The following is a 24,435-nucleotide window of genomic DNA, read 5'->3' as shown; positions in this document are numbered from 1 at the left end:
GCATCCCCCTTGTCTCCCTTATCCCCCTGGCTTTCCTAGAGTGACAAAAGAGCGCCTGAGCCAGTCTAAATGATTCGTGAACAAAAATGGGACTGAAACCCTTGTCTAGCAAGGATCGTTAGTTCACAACTAATTTAGACGCCGGATAGCTTTACAAAAACTTTAAATAAATAGAGTATTTACACTGAATTTCTTTACGAAAACTTTACACAAAAGGTTTAAAAGCGAGGTTAAGCTGTTATTCAAGTTGAAAAACTTTACACGTCTTTACAAAAATAGGTATTATAATGTACCAAAAAATGAAGCTTGCGATCGCTGGTGTTGGTACCTTGTTGGGTCTAGCGACACTCCACGCTAACCCCGCCCAGGCTGCTGTTGTTAACTTTTCCGGATTTAGTGAAGGTGCTGTAGTGACTGGAGCAACGACAGCTCAAGGCGTCACCCTCAACGTATCTGGTCAGGGAAATACAGGTGGGCAACCTCGTGAGCTGATGATCTTTGACAGCACATGCGGTGGTGGTATTGACGACAGTAACTGCACAGGTAATGACGATGACTTGTTCTTTGGAAACCAATTCGGCAACGTTCTAATTATCAGTCAAAATAACAATTCTGCTAGCCCAAACGACAGCCGGCGTGGTGGTTTAATAACATTTACCTTTCCTGAGCCTATCTTTCTTAAGAGTTTTGTCTATCTGGATGGTGATGAAAGAAGACCAGCGATATTTGAAACATTTAACGGCAGTACTCTAGTAGACTCGTTGAGTAGTGTGGGCGCTGGAGATAACGAGTTTATTACAGTGGACGGTTTTAGTAATACCAAAGTAACCCGTCTTGAAGTTGATCTCCCTGGTAGTGGTGCCATCGATGATGTTACCTACGCTGTTCCTGAACCCCTCACCATCCTGGGTTCCAGTATGGCGCTAGGATTTGGGGCTTTGTTTAAGAAACAGCAATCGAAAAAGCAAAAGAAAAATTAGCTCAAAAGCCAATATAGCCAACTAGCCATCTGGTTTTGGAGTCAATAAATTGAGGTAGGTTGGGTCAAGGTACGAAACCCAACAAACGCTAGCTGGAATCTGTAATCTGTTGGGTTTCACTTCGTTCAACCCAACCTACCAAAGTCATACCAAATCCGGGGAACGCTACCCCCGTTATAACCCAGTCCGCGCAGGCGGACTTTGTTTGTGTAGCAGCGATTTCAATCGCCGTGGCTTTGGCAAGTGTAGCAGCGATTTTAATCGCCGTGGCAGGGGTTACTAAACAATGAATAATCAATAGCGAATACGCGGGTCAATTAAAGCATTGATAATATCAATCGCAATACTCGCCATCACCACAATCGCGCCAAAAAATACCATAATTCCCTGCACCGTCGGGTAATCTCGTGACTGAATCGCTTCATATAATCGATTCGCTAATCCGGGCCACGAAAAGGTAACTTCAGTTAACACCGCACCCCCTAGCAACGAAGCAAACGTGAGTCCCATTACTGTAATCACCGGAATCAAAGCATTTTTCAATGCATGACGCAGCAGAATCGTCCGTTCCTGAATCCCTCTAGCGCGTGCAGCTTCCACATAATCAGCCTTCAGCGTTTGCTTGAGATTTACCCGGACAATACGCTCAAAAATTCCACTTAGAAGAATTCCTAAGGTTAACGAGGGTAGGGTTAAATAATATAACGCCGTTAAAAATTGGTTGAAATTCCCATTCAAGAGACTATCAACCGTATACAGTCCAGTGAATCCTGTGGGCGGAGTTACTGATGCCGGAAATCGTCCACCTAGGGGAAACCATCCTAACTGTACGGCAAAGATTAACTGGACAATCATTCCTGCCCAAAATATCGGTAAGGCATAGGTAATAATCCCAAATAACCGTCCCCCTAAATCAAAGACTGTACCAGGACGAGAGGCGGAAAAAATACCCACACCAATTCCTACAGTTATCGCGACTATCATACTACATACCGCTACTTCTGCCGTCGCCGGAAAATACTGCTGAATTACTTGCCAAACATCTCGTCCTTGGTCAGTAATTGAACTACCTAAATCGAGGCGGAGTAAACGGAGTAAATAGTTTATATACTGTAACGGTAGCGGCTGATTTAATCCCAACCTTTCCCGAAATTCAGCTTTCACATCTTCATCTGCACGATTACCAATTACCGCATCAATGGGATCTCCTGGCGTAGCGCGGAGGAGTAAAAATACGATAGTAACAATCGTCCACATCATTAACGGTGCTAGAAGCAACCGGGCGATGATGTAGTAAAGTAAGGCACGAGAACGAGACATCTGAATTCAAATTAGGTAGGGCGAGTAGGATTAACACAGGTTTATCGTTGGGTGCATGTTAAACAATAGGGTTTTGTTTGTCGTAAGCACTTTAGTGCTATAACGCCTAGCTGTATAGGGCTAAAGCCCTCACTACGAACCAATGCTAATCCACCAAATAAGGTGTGCCACGCCACTATAAATCGAGGCTTTGTAGACGTCAGCTTAAGCATTTTTGTCAACTTGCCAAAACGAGATACCAATAATTGGGTTAATTTCTACGTTCTGTAAGCTGTCTTGAGCAAACGCAAATTCTTTTTTCTGCAATAAGGGAACCATCGGCACATCTTGAGCGATTAGCTCTTGAATTTGCTCAAATAGTTCTTGTCGCGCCTGGGGATCTTGTTCCTTTCGTTGCGCCTCAATGAGTTGGTTCATTTTCTCACTGTAATAGAAGAAACCTTGACTTTGACTAGCTCCTTCCTGACATCCAGTTTCCGCTGAGCCTTTCGTACAACTGAAAAAAGGACTGACGTAATTATCTGCATCGCCAAAATCTGGGAACCAAGCGACTAAATAGCTGGGATAAATGCCTTTGGGAATATTACCAAAGAGGGTAGCAGATTCAACAGATTGCGGTTTAACTTGCATCAAACCCTCCATTTTTTGCTCGGCATATTCTTTGATAAGGGTAACAATTTGTTGGCGCTGGGGGCTATCGGAACTGTACCAAATTTCAAATTCAAACGGATTTTCGGCAGAAAAACCAGCTTGGGTTAGAAGTTCTTTTGCCTTTTCCACATTGCCATCCCCATAAGGTTCCTTAAATACAGGTTTGCTGGTGGCAAAGGTGTCGGGAATAATACTGTAAGCGGGTTCAGCTTGACCCCGATAGACGCGATCAATGATTAACGGGCGATCCACTAACGCCGCGATCGCTTGTCGGACTTCTACCTGATCTAAGGGTTTCTGCTTGACATTTAGCACCATATAGTCTACACGACTGCTGGGCTTTTCTAGTACCTGATACCCTTTCGATTCAGCATCCTCTTTGAGGCTGAGAATTTGATCGGCATCTAAGTCACGATAAGCAATATCAACCGCACCTGTGGTAAAGGAATTATACAAGTTAGCGGGACTGCTGAGAAACTGAAAGTCAATCCCTTGATTGGGCGGTTTTTCTCCCCAATAGTCCTCAAATACATCCACTTTGACTAAATTTGGCTCAAAGGAAACCAGTTTATAGGGACCTGTTCCCACAAAATCATTGGGTTTAAATTTGCCTTGCCCAATTTCATAAGCTTGAGGCGAAACTGCACTTAATCCAGGAAAGGCTAGTAGGTAAGGGAAGGGAGCAAAGTCATTTTTTAGCTTGATTGTGAGTTCGTATTCCCCTGTGGCTTCTACGGATTCCATGACGTTAGAAAGTAGGGCGGAAGGTTTACCGCCGTTTTCACTAAACCGCCTCAAGGAAAATGCCATGGCGTCTGCGTTAAAGGGTGTGCCATCATGGAAGGTAACACCCTGACGCACAGGAATCGTGTAGGTTAACCCATCATCACTGACTTGCGGGAGTTCTGTCGCCAGTTGGGGAATTAGCGTATCTGTATCCCCCTCGTAGGTATAGAGGCGATCGCCTAAGCTGGTAATAATATCGCTAATCGCCACTTCATAGGCATCAGCGGGGTCAAGGGTTCGGGGTTTGGCAACGGAACCCACAGCGATGCGTTCAGGGCTACTGATGCTAGTGACGGAACTTGCAGCATTATCAGTGGGTGTATTTTGCCCACCACAACTAATAATCAGGATGCAACAGCAGCAGAATAAACCGAGAAATTGAATAATCTGCCGTTTCTGACGAGATAAGGGAAATTTCATATTAAGCCCTGAACTAAAGTTCGCGCTAAAAGCTTAAACCCGTTAAAACGGGTTGGCAGCCTTTGATGTAGTAAGCTAAAGCTTATACAATCGGCTCCCAAACCGCAATCGGCACTCCCACAGGCGGATAGGGATTTGTCACGTTAGAGCATCTCAACATTGCCATACATCCGTTGAAGCTGATGCGTCGAAGAATTTTTGTTTTATTTTAATCATTCAACTATTGCCATCTGTTCGAGACTTAAGTCAAGATCGTAATTATATGTGATGAAAGGGTTTAATCCAATGACCATTTCTGCGGATACAGTATTTTCAAATTTACAGAAAATTGACCAAGTTGATCCGGTAACTAGTGCTATCTACCGAGAACAAGCCCAAGAGGTACTGGCTACACCATCGATCACACTGAAACTTCGATCCGCGATCGCGGATCGACTCAATCGCGCTAATAATGATTTAGCGCTGCATACCGTAGGCAGCGAAGATAGTTACTAGCTTAGGTTGAGCCAAACAAGCCAAACTGCTTGAGCCACGATTCAGCTTGAGTTGAGCTACAGTAAGGAATAGAGAACGATTCGCCATAGCAATCAGGGGACTACTCATGTTAATTTTGGTTGCTCATCCTAAATGTGGCAAAAGCTCAAGCAGAATATTTCTAAATGGCAAGGGGTACTGATCACTGCCCCCACTGTCGCCGGATTGGTGATCGCTACGGCTTGGACGGGTTCGTTTCAGCTTCTCGAATGGGCAACACTCGACCAATTTTTTCAGCAGCGTCCCCAAGAACCAGTTGATCCCCGCATTCTGGTGATCACCATTGATGAGTCTGATATTACCCAGATCGGGACGTGGCCCATTCCTGATCAGGTCTTAGCACAGTTACTTAGAAAAATAAACGCCCAACAGCCGAGGGCGATTGGCTTGGATTTATATCGGGACTTGCCAGTTGAACCGGGTCATCAGGAATTAGTCGAGGTGTTTCAGTCTACACCAAATCTGATTGGTGTGGAAAAAGTTGTCGGAGAGACAGTCGCACCATCGCCAACCCTAAAACAACTGGATCAAGTGGCGATGGCTGATTTAGTCTTGGATGCGGATGGCAAAGTTCGTCGCGGATTGCTGTCTGTGCAATTAGACGATGAGTCCATCCACTTGGGATTAGGGGTAAAGCTGGCGTTAATGTATCTAGACGCCGAAGGGATTACCCTGCAAATGACGGATGAAGCTAAGAGTCATTTACAGTTGGGTAAGGCGGAATTTGTGCCATTGGCGGGAAATGAAGGTGGCTATGTTAATGCTGATGTGGGTGGCTATCAAATCCTCTTAAACTATCGCGGACCGAGAGAGAACTTCCAAACTGTATCCATTGCTGATATTTTAGAGAATCGGATACCACCAGATTTGATGCGCGATCGCATTATTCTGATTGGCGCTACCGGACAAAGTGCTAACGACTTATTCTTTACACCCTATAGTCAAAATACCATCGGTTCGCGTCAGCAAACACCGGGCGTGATTATTCATGCCAATATCGCCAGTCAGATTATTAGTGGGGCGATGGCGGGACGCCCTTTAATTAAGGCGATTGATGGACGCCCTTTAATTCCCTTCATTGATAGAATAAACCAACCGTCTTGGCTGACAATTTGGGTTGATCCAGTCGAGTGGTTATGGATTGTAGTCTGGTCTTTTATTGGTGCTGGAGGAAGCTGGAAACTCCAACAAGCGAACCAATTCGCGGATAGGATTTTTCCCCGCTGGATGGTTGTCGGTTTCGGCACGTTCTTCATGAGTAGCATCCTGGTGGTTGGCAGTTATGGGGCGTTTCTCGTTAACTGGTGGTTGCCCGTGGTTTCGCCGCTTGTGGCATTAATCGGATCATCAATGGCGATCGCACTTTACCAAACCTGGGAATTGCAGCGCTACAATGCTGACTTAGAAATATTACTCGAAACCACCACGGCTCATTCCGATGCGATTGAGGAGGAGTTACATCAACAAGCCGAAGAAGCCGCACGGGAAAGTGAACGCCGCTTAGCCCAATTCCTGGAAGCGGTTCCGGTTGGCGTAGCGGTATTAGATGCAACCGGAAAAACCTATTACCTGAATCAACGGGCGCAACAGTTAATGGGTAAAGGCGTGGTTCCTGATACCTTTGCTGAACAATTCGCTGAGGTCTATCAATTTTATATTGCTGGAACTGAACAACTCTATCCGGCGGACTTATTGCCCGTGGTGCAAGCGTTAATGGGAGAAAGTGCCACGGCTGATGACATTGAAATTCACCAGGGCGATCAGATTATTCCGATTGAAGCTTGGGGTATCCCAATTTTTGATGAAGGGGGCAAAGTCACCTTTGCGATCGCGGCGTTTCAAGATATTACTGAACGGAAAAAAGCTGAAATTGAACGCAAGGATTTCACGGCTCAACTCCTGCAACTGAATCAAGCCTATGAACGGTTTGTCCCAGAAAATTTCCTGAAATTGCTGGACAAGAAAAGTATTGTCGATGTCAAACTCGGCGAGGCGGTGCAGAAGGAAATGTCAATTCTATTTTCGGACATTCGTTCCTTCACCACTCTCTCGGAACGGATGAGTTTAGAGGATAATTTTAAATTTATCAATGCCTATCTGTCGCGCATGGAACCCGCTATTGTCGAACATGATGGCTTTATTGATAAATATATCGGTGATGCGATTATGGCGCTATTTAATGGTAGTGCGGATGATGCGGTTCGCGCCGGAATTGATATGTTAAATCGGTTGACTGATTATAATAAAACGCGGCAACGCCCGGATCGTCCCCCGATTCAGATTGGGATTGGGATTAACACTGGTTCGCTGATGCTGGGAACCGTGGGCGGACACAATCGCATGGATGGTACTGTGATTAGTGATGCGGTTAATTTAGCGGCTCGCTTAGAACAGCTTACCAAAGAATATGGGGTATCCTTATTAATTTCTCATCACACGTTTTTACAGCTAAATCATCCAGTTGAATATGCTTTCCGGATTATCGGTCAAGTCCAGGTTAAGGGCAAAAGTGAAATGGTCTCTGTTTTTGAAATATTTGAGGCAGATCCACCAGAACTGCGCTCGGTCAAGTTAATGACGAAGCCTGATTTTGAGAAGGCTTTATTTCTATATAGTAAACGTTTATTTAAAGAATCTGCCCAAATTTTTCAAGAGTGTTTACAGATTAATCCCGTTGATCAAGTAGCTCAAATTTATTTAGATGCTTGTCAGAAACAGGGTGAAGATTGAAATCGTTATTGTGGAGGGAACAGGGAACGGGGAATACCCAATTTAAATGCCCATCAGCTGATCACACTGATTACCTAGAGTGTCAGTTCAGTAATAGCCGTTAAAATAAGTTAATTGTAGGGGCGGGTTTAGCTGTTTAATTGGGATATCTACCGATAACCTCTAAACCAAACCCGCCCGTTATTATAACGTGGGTTAATCAGGCAACTCTGAACCCGATTATCAACAGAGTCAAAAATTTGAGGGTTTAACGTTGATGAATTTCTTTTTTCCGCTTCTGGGACTACTGCTAGGACTCTTCGCGATCGCGATCCTACTCTATCTGGTTACGGGTCGCCGCTATCAATCCTCTGAATCGGTGGTCAATTCTTACGACCAATGGACAGAAGATGGTATTTTAGAGTTTTATTGGGGCGAACATATCCACTTAGGGCATTATGGTTCACCGCCTCAACCCAAGGATTTTTTAGCCGCAAAATCAGATTTTGTGCATGAAATGGTGCGTTGGGGAGGACTCGATAAATTACCCCCAGGAACCACTGTTTTAGATGTCGGGTGTGGCATCGGCGGCAGCAGTCGTATTTTAGCACGGGATTACGGGTTTGCCGTAACCGGAATTAGCATCAGTCCTCAACAAATAAAACGCGCTCAAGAGTTAACGCCAAAGGACTTAGATGCGACATTTTTAGTCGATGATGCGATGGCAATGTCTTTCCCAGATGCCAATTTTGATGTGGTTTGGTCAATTGAAGTGGGTCCTCATATTCCCGATAAAGCTCTTTTTGCCAAAGAATTAATGCGGGTACTCAAGCCTGGTGGTATTCTGGTTGTTGCTGACTGGAATCAACGGGATGATCGCCGGAAACCACTTAATTTTTGGGAGCGTCCGGTGATGCGGCAACTTTTGGATCAGTGGTCTCATCCAGCGTTTTCTAGCATTGAAGGGTTTGCGGAACGGTTGCAGGAAACCGGACTGGTTGAGGGCAGTGTAGCAACGGCAGATTGGACAGAGGAAACGCTTCCATCTTGGCTTGATACTATCTGGCAAGGCATCGTTCGACCCCAGGGATGGCTACAGTTTGGTCTATCCGGTTTTATCAAGTCTGTGCGAGAAGTGCCGACAATTTTATTAATGCGGCTAGCCTTCGGTTCTGGGCTTTGTCGATTTGGTATGTTTCGCGCTATTCGAGCCAATTCTCCAGCCAATTTAACCGAAACCGTCTCGACTCAAGCTGTGGCGACAGAACGGTGATGAATCAAATTTGACTCTAAGCAAGATCCCCAACTTCTCCAAGAAGTCGGGGATCTGTCTGTGTACCTCAGTGGTATCAGGTTTATTTGGCTTGCGCTGTGCTGATCGTGTTTTTGTTGACATGGGGGTATGACCTATCCCTGCTATCCTTAGATTTTGTGAAAACTGGATCAATCCTGATATGACTTGCATAAGCCTGGAGTAGAGGTACAATATGTTCCCTACAGATAGTGGTTCAACGGTACAGCAAGCGTCAGTCCTGACTATTCAGGTCAATGTTGCCTCTAGAGATAACTATTATGGAGCCGTGGTTAAAATTACTTCTGCAATGGGCTGTCCCTGTTTTTAAGACCCTGGTCTATCTGAAAACGACCAATCAATTTAATGGTATACCCTTAAACGAGAAACCAACATCTGAACCCAAACCTCTTATCTTACCCTATCAGGGGGTCGATGAAGTCCCTCAAGGAGAAAAACTGGTGGCAATGGGGCAACATTTTGCCAATAAACTGCCAGATGTGATCAACGCGATCGCGCAAACCGTAGATGAAACGGATCACCTAGAACAGCAGCGCTTCCAGCAACAGAAAGCCCTTCAGCAGCAACTCGTCGCCGAACATCGCCAAACCCTATTCAAACTCGCCGCCTATCAACGGGAAACCACCCTCCAGTTACCGGAAGTCCATAAAATCCTCGATCATTGGCCCCTCCGCCTATTCCCCTCCCAACTCCTCGAACCCCATCGCCCCAATCGCCCGATTCCCCTGCGAATTTTTATTGCCCCTCCCCAGGTTCAGTTTGAACGGTTTGGGGAAATGAACTCAGAAGTGCCAGAAATTGAACTGGGTTTGGCGCAACGATTGCGAGAATTCTTAAGTCAACATTATCCCCTGCATTCTCAAGTGAGACCCACTGAATTTTTAGGCGGGGCGTGGGAGAGTAAGCGGTTTCATAGTGAATCGAGTATTAAGGCGCTGTTTAGTTTATTGAAGTCTGAACCTACCTTAATATTAGAATCAGAAATTGATGGCGATTTTCTGATTTTTCGCCTCGCTTATTGGGGATTGGGACAGGACAGTTATTGCTATTCAACCTTATGTAAGTTCTCCTATCGAGAGTTTATCTATGAATCAACAAGAGCCAGGGCGTTGAAATGGAAAACCACGCGAGATAAACTCCTGGCATTGGGAAAGAGTATTGAGAATATTAATGCCAAAGGTGGCGACAATGCGATTAATTTAGCCTACTTGGAAGAATCCGAAGAATTGCAACAAGCTGGGATTGATCCGGGGGAATTGATTTTTCCCTATAAAGTGAACCGCCGCGACTGGGACAACTTTTGCCAGTTTTTAAGTACCTGTCACTGTTTAGTGGCGGGCTGGGTGGCGGATATTCACCATCTGGTTCACTCGGATGTACCGCCGCTTTTGCCGGAATTATTACCACCATTAATTGCGGAAGTCTCTGATCCGAATTTAGTCCAAGTGGTGATGCAAACCACTCTTTCAATTTATCAAGAGGTGTTACAGTCACTGGTTAGTGAACGCCCTTACTGGGAACCGGAACTGAGTTTAAAATTGGCACAGAGTTTAACCTGTTTACCCGATAAATCCTGGGCAACAATACAGATTAAATCGTCTCTGAAAGCGTGGCTGCAACAACGGAAACAGCCGCATCAAGAAGGCTTACAGGCATTTGAAGCCATGCGATTGGTATTAACCCAACAGGATCACCACTATTGCCAGATGCTACAATCCTGTTTAGCCGCCGTGGGCGATGAACAAGGGGCAAATCAAGTTCAGGAGTTGCTAGAGGCGATCGCATCCCGTCAACAGCAGCAGACGTTGGCTAATCTAAGCTTAACCTCTACGTTCACGGGACTCAGTGGTAAAGTGAGTGCGATCGCGATTCATCCCCATGGACGTACCCTGTTAAGTTGTGGGGGTGACAGTACGATTAAGATTTGGGATATTATCAGCCTGAATTCGACACCTATTCAGCAATTAAATGGGCATTCTGGTGGAGTTTTAACCCTTACCCTTAGCCGGGATGGGCAGATTTTAGCCAGTAGCGATCAGTCAAAAAATCGCAGTTATATTAAAGTCTGGAATCTACATCAGGGTAAACTGCTGTGGACGCTTTCTGGACATCGCAAGCAAATTCATTCCCTAGCAATTAGTCCGGATAATCACACTCTGGCTAGTGGTTCCCACAAAATTAAATTATGGAACTTAAACACAGGAGAACCCTTCCGCACGCTATTTGGGCATAAAGAATGGGTGTATTCCCTAGCGATTAGTCCCGATGGTCAAAGTTTAGTGAGTGGGAGTGGAGATAAGACGGTTAAGATATGGAAATTGGCAACCGGAGAACTATTACGGACGCTGAGTGGACATAAAGCCAGTATCAGGGCGGTGGCGATTAGTCCTGATGGACAAACGATTGTCAGTGGAAGTGAAGATAAGACGATTAAGTTATGGGATTTTGAGACAGGGAAACTCCTGACTACATTAACCGATCATACAGGAGCCGTGTATGCGATCGCGCTGAGTCTCGATGGTGACTATCTCATCAGTGGAAGTGAGGACAAGACAATCAAGATTTGGCATCTGCATCGGGAAGAACTCATGCAAACCCTTGAGGATCATACCGCCCCAGTATACGCCCTTGCCATTGGTGGTGATGGACTCCTCGCCAGTGGGAGTGAGGATAAGACAATTAAATTGTGGCGTCCCTTGTAGAGACGCGCCATGGCGCGTCTCCCTTATTGGCGTTTGTGCTATCAAGACGAACACAGAAGGTTAATCAAGGATTGAGGTATCTCTTCAAAATGCTCTAACAAAAAATCCATAATTGCCAGATGGCGCAAGTCAACGGGTTGAGGACGATGATAGCCTTTCCCTCGGTTAAACCAACTCTGAACCGTCCCCTGGGAACGAGAACAGATGTGAGAAAGTTGCTCATAAGTGACATCCCATTTGGCATAAAACTGCTTGGGTGTCATCCCTAATTCACAGTAACAATAGAGGTGAATGATGTATTGTTCCCGCTGAGTAATTGGGCGGGGATAGTTTCGCCCTTGGGGATTATAGCGTCCAGTTGGACTATGCACAGATAGAGGCGCAATCCGATGGCAAGAATGGGTGGGATAACAGTAGAGATTTTGATCATTTTGATCCTCTTCACTCATCGGTTCAATCTCTTCTATTTCCTCACCATGGCGCAGGGTATTTAAAGCGCCAGCGATGAGTTTACCGTTGAGACTTTCGATCAACTGCTGAATAAATAGCTTCGCGATCGCATGGACTTCAGCATCCGTTAGGTGCATTTGCGACGCATCAAAATCAATATCGCGGTAGTGCTTGAGTAGAGACAGGAGTTGGGTAATCCCAAATTCCGTTAACGCTTGCTGGGTAGTCGTTTCAGCCGTATAGCTGGTGTCGAAGTGAGGCGGGAAATGTTTCATAGGGTTCTTTTCCTTATGTCATATTAGTGTATTGCTTGCTTGTAACAATGTTATAACAAAACAATCAAAATTAAAACCCCTTTCTCTCGAAAAAAAGAGCCAGGGGGGAAATACTTGAATCAAAAAACGTAGGGTGGGTTGGGGGGTTGGGCCAACACTTAACCCCCACCCGAAAACCCTTTAATGGAAGTATCCGGGCGTAACCCACAATATTAAGCTGTCATGCATTTAAATTGGGTATTAGTAGCGAGCAAGATGCTCGCCCTACAAGGATTTCACCATTATTGACATTAAGGTTTAAATGCCGAACAGCTTAACGGGGGAAAATATGATTCAATCAATATTTCAGACAATAATCCTAAACTTGGTTGGGTTTCCTGCGTCAACCTAACCGACAACTACACCTCAAAAAACGTAGGGTGGGTTAGGCGGGACTTAAACCGAAGCGATAAGCCTTTAATGAAGTATCCGCCGTAACCCACCGATATTAACGGGGCGGTGTATTATTTAATTAATAAGTCAGAAATAATCATTATTATTAATATTGGTGGGTTTCCTAAGTCAACCCAACCTACTCTCACATTCAAGCTTCTCCCATTAACTGTATTACGGCATCAATAAACCTCTGACTAAAATATATTCCTTGCTTAAGCATGGCATCTAAAAATGGTTTGACTTCTTCAATCTCTCCTAATTGCTTCGCTTTAATCAAAATTCCAACTGAACCGAAAACATTAAGATTGAGAGACTCTGCTACCTTTCTACCCGTTAACTCATCAATTAAAACAAGTTTAGCCTTTTCTTCTAATGCCAAGGTAATTACTTCTGCTTCTCCTCGATCAAGGCTAGGCAGTAGTAAAGCGAGTTGTTCTTTAGCGGTAATCGCCTGACGATTAATCCAAGTCTCTTGTTCTAAGTCAATAAATCCAGTTTTGTTGTGAGTATAATCTGATATTTCTTTAGCCACAGCATCAGGTATCGTCAACTCCCCAACTATTTGTCGCAATAAAGATAACTGATTGATTTTGGCAAAAGCAATTAAAGGTGTGGCGTTGCTAATAATCACTGTTTGTTTATAACTGACTTATTCCTTGAATTTCGCGTTTTAAAACGGATTCATCATAATCAAAAATTATAATACCTTTTGCCGCTAAAACATCCATAAATTCTAAACGATTAATTCCTGCCAGTTCTGCGGCTTTGCCCAAAGATAATTTTTTCTCCTGAAAATAGGTGATTGCTGCTAACAAGCGCAGATTTTGGGTTAACTCCAGCGAACCCACTTTTAAAGCGGCGAGCAAATCTTGAGAAATTTGAAAAGAAATTGTCTCCGTTGTCATCAGAGTAATTATTCCTTTAGCTTTCCACCACCTTGTATTGTAACGTAGGGTGGGTTAGGCGGGACTTAAACCCAAGCGATAAGCCTTTAATAAAGTATCCGCCGTAACCCACCAATATTAACTACACCTCAAAAAACGTAGGGTGGGTTAGGCGGGACTTAAACCCAAGCGATAACCCTTTAATGAAGTATCCGCCGTAACCCACCAATATTAACGGGGAAAAATATTATCGAATCAATATTTCAGACAATAATCCTAAACTTGGTTGGGTTTCCTACGTCAACCTAACCGACAACTCCTAAAATCAAGCAATAGATTACACGGTTAACCCTTCGACTTCGCTCAGGGTTAAATCGGGCGCACGTCAGTCATTGGTGTCAACTTAAGGTGAAAGTCAATGCTGGCAATGTTTTAAGCTGTTTCTATCTACTCCTCAACATTTTCCCCCTCATCCCCTAACCCCTTCTCCCACCCTGGGGAGAAGGGGAACCGGATTCTTTAATATCGGTGGCTTCCTAGCAGAAGATGATCAGGAGGATAATTCACCTGCTAATTTAGATGATATTGATGACCTTCCTCCAGGACATATCTGGGATTTGTAAGCCCATTACAGGTGAATCCGAGATGTACCGAGAAGCACTGATATCAATTGTTTGTGTGGGTGGCTTATTTGTGGCGCTATCCACAACAGTGCTAAATGACCAAGGTGCTAATTCCGGTGAGTTTGTGGAAGCGTCATTCACTCAACTTTCTGTCAAGCAACTCCATACATTAGCTGAGTCAATCACGGTGAAAGTGTTATCCGGGGGGTTTTTGGGGTCAGGGATTTTAATTGACCAACAGGGTTCAGTTTATACCGTGCTGACAAATGCCCATATCCTTCGGTCAGCCGAACCTCCCTATCAGATTCAAACCCCAGATGGTCAGATTTATCAAGCCGATGTGCCGCAAAATGTGTCGTTTCCGGGTCATGATTTGGCACTGTTGCAGTTTCAGAGTCCTGATGGGCGCTATCCCGTGGCGTCTCTGGGAACTTCACCACGGGTAGGGGGTGAGGTATTTGCGGCGGGATTTCCCTTTGTCGATGATTTGTCTCAAGTTCCTGTTATTCGGGATAAACAGGGCGGATTTGTCTTACAAGTTGGTCAGGTTTCTCTGATTCTGGACAAAGCACTAGAAGGAGGCTATCGGATTGGGTACACGAATCCAGTTGAAAAAGGGATGAGTGGGGGACCTTTGTTGAATAATCGAGGTCAGGTGGTGGGAATTAATGGGATGCACGCCGAACCTCTTTGGGGTGATCCTTATATCTATATGGATGGTTCAATCCCAGAACCGGATTTGCGGGAACAGATGAGTCATTATAGTTGGGGAATTCCCATTGATGCGTTTGTCCAGTTCGCGCCACCTGCTTTTATACCGCGCAGCAGAAATAACCTACCGAGTCACAATAGAGGAAAAAACAGCGACCATCAACCCGATAGTCTTCCTTACTTTTTAGGGATCTTTCCCAACCTCTCTCCAAACCTCTCTCCTGCAAGGAGAGAGGCTTTGAATTTCCCTGATAAGCTGTCATGCATTTAAATTGGGTATTAGTAGCGAGCAAGATGCAAAGCCTGCGGCATGGCTTCGCTAAACGCACTACGAGGCTTTCGCCATTATTGACATTCAGGTTTAAATGCCGAACAGCTTACTGTTTTATGAAGTGAACTGGATTTTGATTAGCGGGGTAGTCTAAACGATGATCCAATTTCCCTATCACATACCAGCCGCCCTCATCGGTACAGCGATTGTCTTGGTACAACCTCAGCTTGCTGTCGCCTTAAGCAAAGACGAGGTGAACGCCATCGCCAAGGAAATTACCGTGAAAATCAGTGGCGAAAATAATGGTTCTGGCATAATTTTTGAACGAGAGGGTAACACCTATTATGTCCTGACCAATCGCCATGTGATTTATCAGCCGGGGCGATATGAAATCGAAACCCCTGATGGTGAGATCTATCCAGTTTATTACAGCGAAGAAGTGCCAGGGTTAGATGCAGTGGTGTTGCGGTTTGAGAGTGACAAAACCTACCCCACGGCTGATCTGGGTAACTCTGACCAAATGACCGAAGCAACTACTATATATGTGGTGGGTTGGGCAGATGTTCTGCCGGGAACAAATGAACGTACCTATCAGTTTACTAGAGGACAGATTACCAGTCGTTTAACGAATCCAGATGACGGCTATTCTCTCATCTATACCAATCCCACGATTCCCGGTACATCTGGTGGTCCGATGTTGGATGAGAAGGGGCGCGTGGTGGGAATTAATGGACGAGCAGAAATTGAACCCAACACCCAACGAGTGTTTAGTTTTGGGATTCCGATTAATACTTTTTTAGTGGCTCGCAATGATTTGGAACAGATAGATAGTACCCCAGTTGTTGCCCAGGAACCAACCGCTCAAAACCTGATTAGCTTGGCAGGGATAAAAACGGAGAAAGGAAACTATCAGGAGGCTATTGCTGATTTGACTCAAGCGCTGCGGCTGAGTCCCAATAATCCAGAGGCTTACTATCGGCGGGGAAATGCTTACGTTGAGCTAGAAAATTACCAAGCGGCGATTGAGGATTTAAATCAGGTACTGCGGCTTAATCCTGACAATGCTGTAGCCTACTTCAGTCGGGGTTATTCTCGTGATGAATTGGGAGACTACCAAGGAGCGATCGCGGATTACAATCAGGCGATTAAACTTAATCCTGAGTATGCTGATGCCTACTATGACCAAGCGCTTGAAGATTTCCGCAAAGCTGCCGAGATTTATCAGCAAGAAGGAAATAGAGAATGGTATCAAAAGGCACAGCAAATAATTAGAGAACTTGAGATTAAAACAAATTATAGAATTCAGTGATTATAACCCTTCGGAAATGTCAAAGGCGAACGATAAGGCTTCGCCTACATTCCTAAACTCCTATCAAAATAGAAGTAAACAATTAGATCACCTATGGCACAAACCAAAGCCATATCCAAAACAATCACTAGCTTACTTGACCTCCGAGAGAGATTTAATCTGACGCCAACAACCAATGAGCAATTCTCCTCAGAGTTCACCCAAGACTTACCGGAACTAACCGACTCGGAAATCGCCACATTAGACCAAATCCGCCACCGATTCTGGCGTCATCGAGAACGGGGTTCCTTAGCCGAAGGAACGATTAATCAATTAGTCATCTCTCCGTTATTAACCCTGGCGGGTTTATACGACGAACCCTTTTTTTTAGACAAATTATGCTGCAACATTTAGCTGAATAAATTGCAGAGTACAGGCGCTATCTGTTAGGGAACGGCATTATCTATCGGTGTCAATTTAAGCTATACCCCTCACCCCCAGCCCCTCTCCCAACCCCCCTCGTTCCCCCCTACAAGAGGGGGGATGACTAAGGATGCTTCGCTTTTATGGCAAGGGAGAGGGGAGCAAGAAATATCTGATACCGAGTCGCATTCTAAGCTGTTCGGCATTTAAACCATAATGTCAAGAATTGCGAAATCCTTGTAGTGCGTTAAGCGAAGCCATGCCGCAGGCTTTGCATCTTGCTCGCTACCCATTCCCAATTTAAATGCGTGACAGCTTACCATGTCATTCTGAGCGAAGCTAAGAATCTGGACAGATGCTTCGCTACACGGAGCCTGCCCTCGAACGAAGTGAAGGGTTACGCTCAGCATGACAAATTCTACCTTAGACTGCAACTTGGTATGATTTGATATGATTCCCCTTCTCCCTTGATGGGAGAAGGGGTTAGGGGATGAGGGTGAAAAGCAAGATGGGTAAGCTTTCACCTTAAATTTACACGAATGGACATTACCCTATCCCTCGGATAAAAATCATCGCACTTTAAACGACTTAATCATCACCTCTTCCACAGGTTTCAACCCATCCCGATATTCACCTTCTTCTGCCGTATACGTCACAATATAAGCCTGATTCTTCTTCAACACCCAAACTTGCATCGACTTTAACCGGACATTATTCTCCTCATCCTTCCCCGTATAAATCACCCGATGAGCCTTAAGCTGTTCGGCATTTAAACCTTAATATCAATAATGGCGTAATCCTTGTAGTGCGTTTAGCGAAGCCATGCCGCAGGCTTTAGCGAAGCCATGCCGCAGGCTTTGCATCTTGCTCGCTACTAATACCCAATTTAAATGCATGACAGCTTATCCCCCGCCAACCTTGCTGACTCCGACGAAAAAATCTTCGCCTCTGGCAAAAACTCAATAATTTCTGCCACCGATGCCGTAGTATAATCCGCTAAAGACATCGATTCCGTCAACGGTTCCACACTAATCGTCAATTCCGGTTTAAACCCAGTTGAATTATTCCCCTTTGGCACAAATCGAGCCACCGTTCCACTCAACGGATCACCCGTTCCTTTTTGTTCCCAGGTTTTCGGATAATTCATCTGAATTCCTAACCCTTCATTCTCATAAACTAAGGTATCCGCCACCTGTGCTAACCGTTCATCCATGCGGAAAAATTGCCTAAATTCTGGAATCACCACCACAGCCGCTAAAAACGAACCCATCGCCACCACCAATCCCAAATCAATTCTGAGTAACTTTAAAACCCACCCAAACTTCCCCGACGATTGCAACCGCTTCACCGCCTTTAACGCCTCCGTCGCTGACTGATAGCGGCGGCTAAAATGACAGCGCACCATGGTATCAATCACCTTTGCCAACTTCGGATTAATTTTTAACCGTTCCCGCCAGATAATTTCCCCCGTCTTCCCATCTTCAGGTAAATTTTGCGGTGCGATTCCCGTCAACGCTTGAATCGCAATCATTCCCACGGCATAAATATCACTCGCTAACCTCGGTTTCCCTTGGGTTTGTTCGCTGGGCATATAGCCTTCTGTACCCACCGCAATGGTAAAATTTGATTGTCCTTGGGGCGTGACAACCTGAGTCGTAATTTGTTTCACCGCGCCAAAATCAATCAAAACTAACTTTTTATCAGACTGACGCCGAATAATATTGGACGGTTTAATATCCCGGTGAATCACATTCTGTTCATGGACAAATTCCAGGATTTCCAGAATTCCCTGTAAGAGCTTAATCACCTGTTCTTGACTCAACCGTTTTCCCGGCTTCACCTCTTGACTTAACGGCTGTCCCGCGATAAGATCTTGAACTAAATAAAACTCCTGATTTTCCTCAAAATGAGCCAAGAGGCGCGGGATTTGGTCATGATTTCCCAAACGATTCAACACTTGGGCTTCAGCTTCAAATAAACGTTGTGCCTCTTGTAACGTAAACGGATCAGTAGACTGAGGATGTAAATGTTTGACCACACAAGGGTCATGATTAGGACGCTGTAAATCTTCAGCCAGATACGTCTGACCAAACATTCCGCCGCCCATAAGGTCAATAATGTGATACCGTCCAGCTAGTGTTTGTCCAATCATCAAACCGTCATCCCCAGAGATATCTGACTGAAAATCTTCTACATCATAGTTTATTGACGAACGGATCGCATCTCAGGAAGAGGGCGCACGTCAGTGTGTCCCTACGTGGATTTATTCTTTGACAACGTTGTTAACCTCTGAGTTAATCTGAATATCTGCCGGCTCTTCCAGAATAAAAACTGTACCGAGTAAAGCTGTGGCAATCATCAATAAAAATCCGGAAATTACTAAACCATTGGCAACAGTCCAGAGGGGATGTTTACGACGCTCTTGCTGAAGGCGATCGCGACCACGTTTTTCCCTCCCCATCAATAGCACCCAGTAAAAGCCTCCTTTTGGAAATGGCATCGATAACCGCAAATCAACAGTATGTTTTTTCGATGCACGACTCCCGAAGGTTTGTTTGAGTATTTCCAGTTGAGTAGGATTAAAGGTTGCCGCCGTTTTCGGGGGAATTCGAGCGAAAAATTGTTCAATGAATGGATCGGGTTTTGACAGCTTCATACAATGCGAGTTTGGCTTAATCGAGTTGCGAAAACAAATTTAAAATAAAATAAAATAAAATAAAATAAAATAAAATCAAATAAAAAAGTGGATTAAAATAGAGGATTGTGTTCACTGTCCCAACATTGCCCCTCTGACCAAGTTCTATTGCTTTTCTGGCATTGTTCTGAGTTGGTAATCCAAGGCAGACTGGTAGGATAAGCCGTTGTGGGAAGACTAAAAGATTTAAAGGAAGCGAAGACGACTGAAACTGTAGCATAGCCGGAGGTTAGCAATAACGAAAAAAAAGCCGTAATCAATACAATATTGGCAGGCGTCCATAGCGGAAATTGAGAACGTTCAGCACGCCGCCGTTGAGGAGAGCGAGATTCTCGTCCGCCTAACAAAACGAGATAAAAGCGGCATCCAGGAATCGGTAAGGTTAAGCGGATATCAACCGGATGCGTTTTCCAAGGGCGGGGACTAAAGGCATATTTAATCGCCTCTAACTGTTCGGGTGTGAATGTCTGGAGTGTTTCCGCAGGAATTTGGGCAAAAAAGGGGTCTGAAAAAGGGGTCTTACTCATGGTTCGGCTTATAGTTCTCGTGTAGCAATCCAACTCGCGATCGCAAAAAACAAATTCGATAAATCTAAGCACCCAAAAATCGCTGGTGAGTCAGTTCCAGTTAACAAATTTTCAACTAATTGAGCCTTGTCTTCCAGCGGAAGTTGTTCAACAAGTTGCTTCACTTCTGCGAATAAAATAGAATGTTGATGAACCCGCATAAAACATCACCTTGACTCTAAATCAATCCTAGAGATATTTGGCTTATTTTTCCTCCGGGAAATTACACAAAAAAATAGGACTTATAATTTGCCGATTCCGCAATTACTCGGACATATAGCAACAGGTAGAAAGCAGAGAGTAGAAGGGAAGAGAAGTGATTCCGAACAAAGGACTCCCACCCTTGTAGTGCGTTAAGCGAAGCCATGCCGCAGGCTTTGCATCTTGCTCGCTACATTGAGCATCTTGCTCGCTACATTGAGCATCTTGCTCGCTACATTGAGCATCTTGCTCGCTACTCATACCCAATTTAGATGCATGACAGCTTATGACAAATGACCAATGACCAATGACCCATAACAAACCCTCAGAAAAAATACGGTGAATGAGGATAATCAAGTTTTCAGAGTCCGTAAACCTACGGATGTCAAATCCAGTTGACTTGACGTTTGATAAAAGATAAGACCCCAGACTCCTCTATCGTTACACTTCTGAAGTTTGCCATGTCACTCCTAGACCTCTCCCTCTCGTCATTACCGTTAGAGGCGGTAATTGATCCTTATCCCTTGAGTGTTGCACCTGATACAACCTTGAGTGAGGTTATCCGTCTGATTGCTCAAGAAGCTGGATGTGATTGCACCCTCGGTTTATCAGACACGTCTACCAAAAGTTGCCATCCCTTACCCGATTGGCGTTTGATGAAGCAGGCGAGAACCAGTTGTGTTTTAGTCATGCAGGGAATGCAACTGCTGGGTTTGTTGACAGAGCAAGATTTTGTCCGGTTAGCCGCGTTGGATATAAATTTAGACGCACTGACGGCGGCTGATGTGATGACTCGGAAATTAGTCATTCTAAACGCATCAGACTGTCAAGATGTAACAATCATCCTCAACTTGTTCCAGCAACATGGTATTCATCATCTACCCATATTCAATGAGAGTGGTTATCTTTTGGGAATTGTCACCCCCCAGAGAATGCGCCACCTCCTACAAATGACGGATGTAATGGGGTTACATTCTGTGGCTGAAGTGATGACAACTCAGGTAATTTGTGCGCCTCCTACAGCACCAGTGCAAAAGTTAGCTCAGTTGATGGCAACTCATGGTGTTGGTTACGTGGTGATTGTTCGACAGAGGGAACAGGGAACAGGGGAGACAGTTACAGATTTAGACTTTTCCTCTGTTTTATCGTTTCGTCAATTCCCTATTCCCATGGGAATTGTTACAGCCGACGATATTGTTCAGTTTCAAACATTACCCTTAGATTTTCAACAGCTTGATGCCCAAACGGTAATGAGTTCGGCGTGGTTTAGTATTCGTGCTGATGATTTTTTAGGGACGGCATATCAACGGATGCAACAGTGGCACACTCAGCAATTGATCGTCTTAGGAAATCAGGGAGAATGGCAGGGAATGATTGACCAAGACAGCTTGTTGCGGGCGATAAACCTGAATAGCAAAACCTTCTCGTTTCTCAATCCAATTTTGCCCTCTATTTCTCCAGCTAATGCTGAACTGACTCCTAAAACTGATACCCAGTCGCAGTTAATACTCAGTCAGGGCGGGTTTTGTACAAACGATACCATCAATAGCGACAAGAAAATTCCTAAACCCGCCCCTACAAACCAGGTTCCCTACGAGGGTGGCGAAGGGTCAACACTCAACACTCAACACTCAGCCAAGGAACACCTGCTTTACAGCATATCCTCGCGAATTCGTCAATCTCTGCACCTTGAAGACATTCTCAAAACCACCCTGCAAGAAGTACGAGAATGGCTTCAAGTTGACCGGGTACTAATTTATCGATTTCACTCCGACTGGAGTGGTACTGTGATGGTGGAATCGGTGGGTGCTGAATGGGACTCCCTGTCTGGCGTGGTTGTTCATGATCCCTGCTTTGAAAAAACAAGTGTTGAGTCTTACAAAAACGGTCGTTTCCAAGCCACAGCCGATATTTATACCGCTGGACTCACCCCTTGTCATGTTGAACTTTTAGCCAGCTTACAAGTTCGCGCTAACTTAGTGATTTCTATCATTAAAGACGATGAATTATGGGGACTGCTGACGGCTCAACAGTGTCATGCACCTAGACAGTGGCAAACGTCAGAAATTGAGTTACTGCAACAGTTAGCTGTACAGGTAGGAATTGGGATTCAACAATCGAGTCTATTTGAGCAGGTGCAAACGGAACTCATCCAACGTAAACGAGTGGAATTAGAACTGCAACAGGCGAAACAAGAACTAGAACGCCGGGTTGAAGAACGCACGGCTCAATTGCAGCAAAGTAACCAAAAATTACAGCATGAAATTGCCGAACGTCAACAGGTAGAAATCCAATTGCGACAAAAGTTAGCAGCGATTGAAGCCACCACAGAAGGAATTGCGATTCTTAACGCTAAGGGGGAGTATACGTATCTAAACCCCGCCCATGTTCAACTGTTTGGATATGATACCTCGGAAGCGTTGCTGGGGAAGTCTTGGCGACACCTGTATCCTCCAGAGGAAATCACGCGATTTGAGCGCGATATTTTTACCATTTTGCAGCAACAGGGGTATTGGCGCGGTGAAGCGGTGGCGCTACGTCAAAATGGGAGTAAGTTTGCTGAGGAAGTCTCCCTAACGTTGACTCCAGAGGGTAATTTTATTTGTATCTGTCGCGATATTACCCAACGTCAGCAAACGGAAGCGGCGCTGCGAACTAGCGAAGAACGATTCCGCTCAACCTTTGAACAGGTGACGGTGGGAATTACGCATACCGGATGGGACGATCGCTTTTTGCGAGTGAATCAAACATTCTGTGATATCGTAGGGTATACGGTGGATGAACTGTTGACGAAAACCTTTGTGGATATTACCCACCCCGATGACGTTGATGGAGATAAATACTATGTTAACCAGTTGTTAGCGGGTGAGATTAAGACATTCTCTATGGAGAAGCGCTACATTCGCAAAGACGGCTCAATTGTTTGGGTGAATCTCAGGGGTTCATTGGTGCGGAAATCTACCGGGGAATTGGACTATTTTGTCGGTGTGATCGAAGATATTCGCGATCGCAAGCGCACGGAAGCGGCGCTACAGGAGAGTGAGCAACGGTTTCGCCAGCTTGCGGAGAACATTCATGAGGTGTTTTGGATTACCGATGTGGCAAAGTCCCAGATGATATATGTTAGTCCAGCCTATCAACAGATCTGGGGTCGTAGTTGTCAAAGTATTTATGACAATCCTTTATCCTTTGTCGAAACGATTCATCCAGAGGATCGAGAGCGGGTGATGGCGGCGTTTGCGAAACAAGCTAGGGGAGAGTATCACGAAGACTATCGGATTATCCAGCCTGGAGGTGAACAGCGTTGGATTCGCGATCGCGCCTTTCCGGTTTATGATACCTCTGGACAAGTTTACCGGATTGTGGGAATTGCCGAAGATATCACCGAGTATAAGCAAGCTGAACAGGAAATTCGCCAAGCTTTAGCACGAGAACAGGAACTCAATGAACTCAAATCCCGGTTTATTTCCATGACTTCCCATGAGTTTCGCACGCCTTTAACCACAATTCTCAGTTCGACAGAATTACTGAAATATTATTCCTCGAAGTTCACGGAAGAGAAAAAACAGATTCATTTTGAGCGAATTCAATCAAATGTTCATCATATCACTCAAATGCTGAATGATATCCTCTTGTTGGGTAAAGCCGAAGCTGGAAAATTAGACTTTAACCCGGCTCAGATGGATGTACGACAATTTTGTCAACAGTTGGTTGAGGAGTTTCAACAGGGAATCGGTCACCGACATTCTCTGTGCTTTACTCATCAGGGGCAATTGACACCCGTTTCCCTTGATGAAAAATTACTGCGCCATATCCTGGGTAATTTATTATCAAACGCGCTGAAGTATTCCCCGATTGATCGTCCAGTTTGTCTGGAACTCACTTGTCGCCACAACGAATTAATTTTTCGCATCAAAGACCAAGGCATCGGCATTTCTGAAACCGACCAACAACGGCTCTTTGAATCATTCCATCGCGGCACCAATGTAGGAAATATTTCGGGGACAGGTTTGGGACTATCGATTGTCAAAAAAGCTGTGGATAGACATGGAGGTACAATTAACTTGGAGAGCAAACTTGGTGTCGGGACAACGTTTACAGTAGTGATTAGGCTTTAATTCTTGATTAAGCTGTCATGCATTTAAATTGGGTATTAGTAGCGAGCAAGATGCAAAGCCTTCGGCATGGCTTCGCTTAAC

General features: G+C 44.9%; 19 protein-coding genes. 9 read left to right on the top strand and 10 right to left on the bottom strand.

The window, feature by feature from the left end; genetic code table 11:
* Positions 1-287 precede the first annotated feature (287 nt).
* On the top strand, positions 288-980 hold the full coding sequence (locus MC7420_RS35760) for a PEP-CTERM sorting domain-containing protein (protein WP_052307560.1): 693 nt from the start codon (positions 288-290) through the stop codon (positions 978-980).
* Positions 981-1,274: 294 nt separating this feature from the next.
* Here the strand turns inward: MC7420_RS35760 and MC7420_RS27540 are convergent, their stop codons facing one another.
* Both MC7420_RS27540 and MC7420_RS27535 read right to left on the bottom strand, forming a co-directional pair.
* A complete protein-coding gene (locus MC7420_RS27540; protein ID WP_006104561.1) occupies positions 1,275-2,300 on the bottom strand; it encodes an ABC transporter permease in 1,026 nt (341 codons plus the stop codon).
* Positions 2,301-2,504: 204 nt separating this feature from the next.
* Positions 2,505-4,157, bottom strand: coding sequence for an ABC transporter substrate-binding protein (locus tag MC7420_RS27535; RefSeq protein WP_006104586.1), 1,653 nt, complete (start codon positions 4,155-4,157; stop codon positions 2,505-2,507).
* A 285-nt stretch (positions 4,158-4,442) separates the two neighbouring features.
* Here MC7420_RS27535 and MC7420_RS27530 point away from each other — a divergent pair, with 285 nt between their 5' ends.
* The 4 genes from MC7420_RS27530 to MC7420_RS27515 all read left to right on the top strand — a co-directional run bounded on the left by MC7420_RS27530 (position 4,443) and on the right by MC7420_RS27515 (position 11,414).
* On the top strand, positions 4,443-4,652 hold the full coding sequence (locus MC7420_RS27530; RefSeq protein ID WP_044210115.1) for a hypothetical protein: 210 nt from the start codon (positions 4,443-4,445) through the stop codon (positions 4,650-4,652).
* 132 nt (positions 4,653-4,784) lie between these two features.
* A complete protein-coding gene (locus MC7420_RS27525) occupies positions 4,785-7,421 on the top strand; it encodes a CHASE2 domain-containing protein (RefSeq protein WP_006104610.1) in 2,637 nt (878 codons plus the stop codon).
* A gap of 256 nt (positions 7,422-7,677) precedes the next feature.
* The gene (locus MC7420_RS27520) at positions 7,678-8,673 is read left to right on the top strand and encodes a methyltransferase domain-containing protein (RefSeq protein ID WP_006104660.1); all 996 of its coding nucleotides are present in this window, start codon (positions 7,678-7,680) and stop codon (positions 8,671-8,673) included.
* A gap of 299 nt (positions 8,674-8,972) precedes the next feature.
* On the top strand, positions 8,973-11,414 hold the full coding sequence (locus MC7420_RS27515) for a WD40 repeat domain-containing protein (RefSeq protein WP_006104623.1): 2,442 nt from the start codon (positions 8,973-8,975) through the stop codon (positions 11,412-11,414).
* A gap of 41 nt (positions 11,415-11,455) precedes the next feature.
* Here MC7420_RS27515 and MC7420_RS38605 read toward each other — a convergent pair whose 3' ends face one another.
* The 3 genes from MC7420_RS38605 to MC7420_RS27500 form a co-directional block, all read right to left on the bottom strand.
* A complete protein-coding gene (locus MC7420_RS38605) occupies positions 11,456-12,139 on the bottom strand; it encodes a hypothetical protein (RefSeq protein WP_006104537.1) in 684 nt (227 codons plus the stop codon).
* 583 nt (positions 12,140-12,722) lie between these two features.
* Positions 12,723-13,205 carry a DUF3368 domain-containing protein gene (locus MC7420_RS27505; protein WP_006104555.1) on the bottom strand — a complete coding sequence of 161 codons (483 nt, stop codon included), beginning with the start codon at positions 13,203-13,205 and terminating at the stop codon, positions 12,723-12,725.
* A 7-nt stretch (positions 13,206-13,212) separates the two neighbouring features.
* Positions 13,213-13,479 carry a UPF0175 family protein gene (locus tag MC7420_RS27500; protein ID WP_006104548.1) on the bottom strand — a complete coding sequence of 89 codons (267 nt, stop codon included), beginning with the start codon at positions 13,477-13,479 and terminating at the stop codon, positions 13,213-13,215.
* Between the two features lie 567 nt (positions 13,480-14,046).
* Here MC7420_RS27500 and MC7420_RS27495 point away from each other — a divergent pair.
* From MC7420_RS27495 to MC7420_RS27485, 3 genes are all read left to right on the top strand, one after another.
* Positions 14,047-15,063 carry a S1 family peptidase gene (locus tag MC7420_RS27495; protein ID WP_232231796.1) on the top strand — a complete coding sequence of 339 codons (1,017 nt, stop codon included), beginning with the start codon at positions 14,047-14,049 and terminating at the stop codon, positions 15,061-15,063.
* Between the two features lie 157 nt (positions 15,064-15,220).
* Positions 15,221-16,372 carry a tetratricopeptide repeat-containing S1 family peptidase gene (locus MC7420_RS42935; protein ID WP_006104560.1) on the top strand — a complete coding sequence of 384 codons (1,152 nt, stop codon included), beginning with the start codon at positions 15,221-15,223 and terminating at the stop codon, positions 16,370-16,372.
* A gap of 93 nt (positions 16,373-16,465) precedes the next feature.
* Positions 16,466-16,765: a hypothetical protein gene (locus MC7420_RS27485; RefSeq protein ID WP_006104544.1), complete on the top strand. Its 300-nt coding sequence runs from the start codon at positions 16,466-16,468 to the stop codon at positions 16,763-16,765.
* A gap of 578 nt (positions 16,766-17,343) precedes the next feature.
* Here MC7420_RS27485 and MC7420_RS40565 read toward each other — a convergent pair.
* The 5 genes from MC7420_RS40565 to MC7420_RS27460 all read right to left on the bottom strand — a co-directional run bounded on the left by MC7420_RS40565 (position 17,344) and on the right by MC7420_RS27460 (position 20,196).
* On the bottom strand, positions 17,344-17,517 hold the full coding sequence (locus MC7420_RS40565; RefSeq protein WP_157453355.1) for a hypothetical protein: 174 nt from the start codon (positions 17,515-17,517) through the stop codon (positions 17,344-17,346).
* A gap of 143 nt (positions 17,518-17,660) precedes the next feature.
* A complete protein-coding gene (locus MC7420_RS27475) occupies positions 17,661-18,926 on the bottom strand; it encodes a serine/threonine-protein kinase (protein WP_006104655.1) in 1,266 nt (421 codons plus the stop codon).
* A gap of 111 nt (positions 18,927-19,037) precedes the next feature.
* On the bottom strand, positions 19,038-19,430 hold the full coding sequence (locus MC7420_RS27470; protein WP_006104635.1) for a hypothetical protein: 393 nt from the start codon (positions 19,428-19,430) through the stop codon (positions 19,038-19,040).
* 92 nt (positions 19,431-19,522) lie between these two features.
* Positions 19,523-19,996, bottom strand: coding sequence for a hypothetical protein (locus MC7420_RS27465; RefSeq protein ID WP_006104596.1), 474 nt, complete (start codon positions 19,994-19,996; stop codon positions 19,523-19,525).
* Positions 19,997-20,004: 8 nt separating this feature from the next.
* A complete protein-coding gene (locus tag MC7420_RS27460; protein WP_006104581.1) occupies positions 20,005-20,196 on the bottom strand; it encodes a hypothetical protein in 192 nt (63 codons plus the stop codon).
* Between the two features lie 501 nt (positions 20,197-20,697).
* Between MC7420_RS27460 and MC7420_RS35755 the strand changes: the two genes are divergently transcribed.
* Positions 20,698-24,354 (top strand): PAS domain S-box protein, encoded by a 3,657-nt coding sequence (locus MC7420_RS35755; RefSeq protein ID WP_006104538.1) that lies wholly within the window; start codon positions 20,698-20,700, stop codon positions 24,352-24,354.
* The last annotated feature ends 81 nt before the right edge of the window (positions 24,355-24,435 follow it).

The organism is Coleofasciculus chthonoplastes PCC 7420 (genome assembly GCF_000155555.1).
GTDB lineage: Bacteria > Cyanobacteriota > Cyanobacteriia > Cyanobacteriales > Coleofasciculaceae > Coleofasciculus > Coleofasciculus chthonoplastes_A.
Note: the sequence above shows the minus strand (reverse complement) of the source record. Positions and strands in the feature narration are given on the sequence as shown.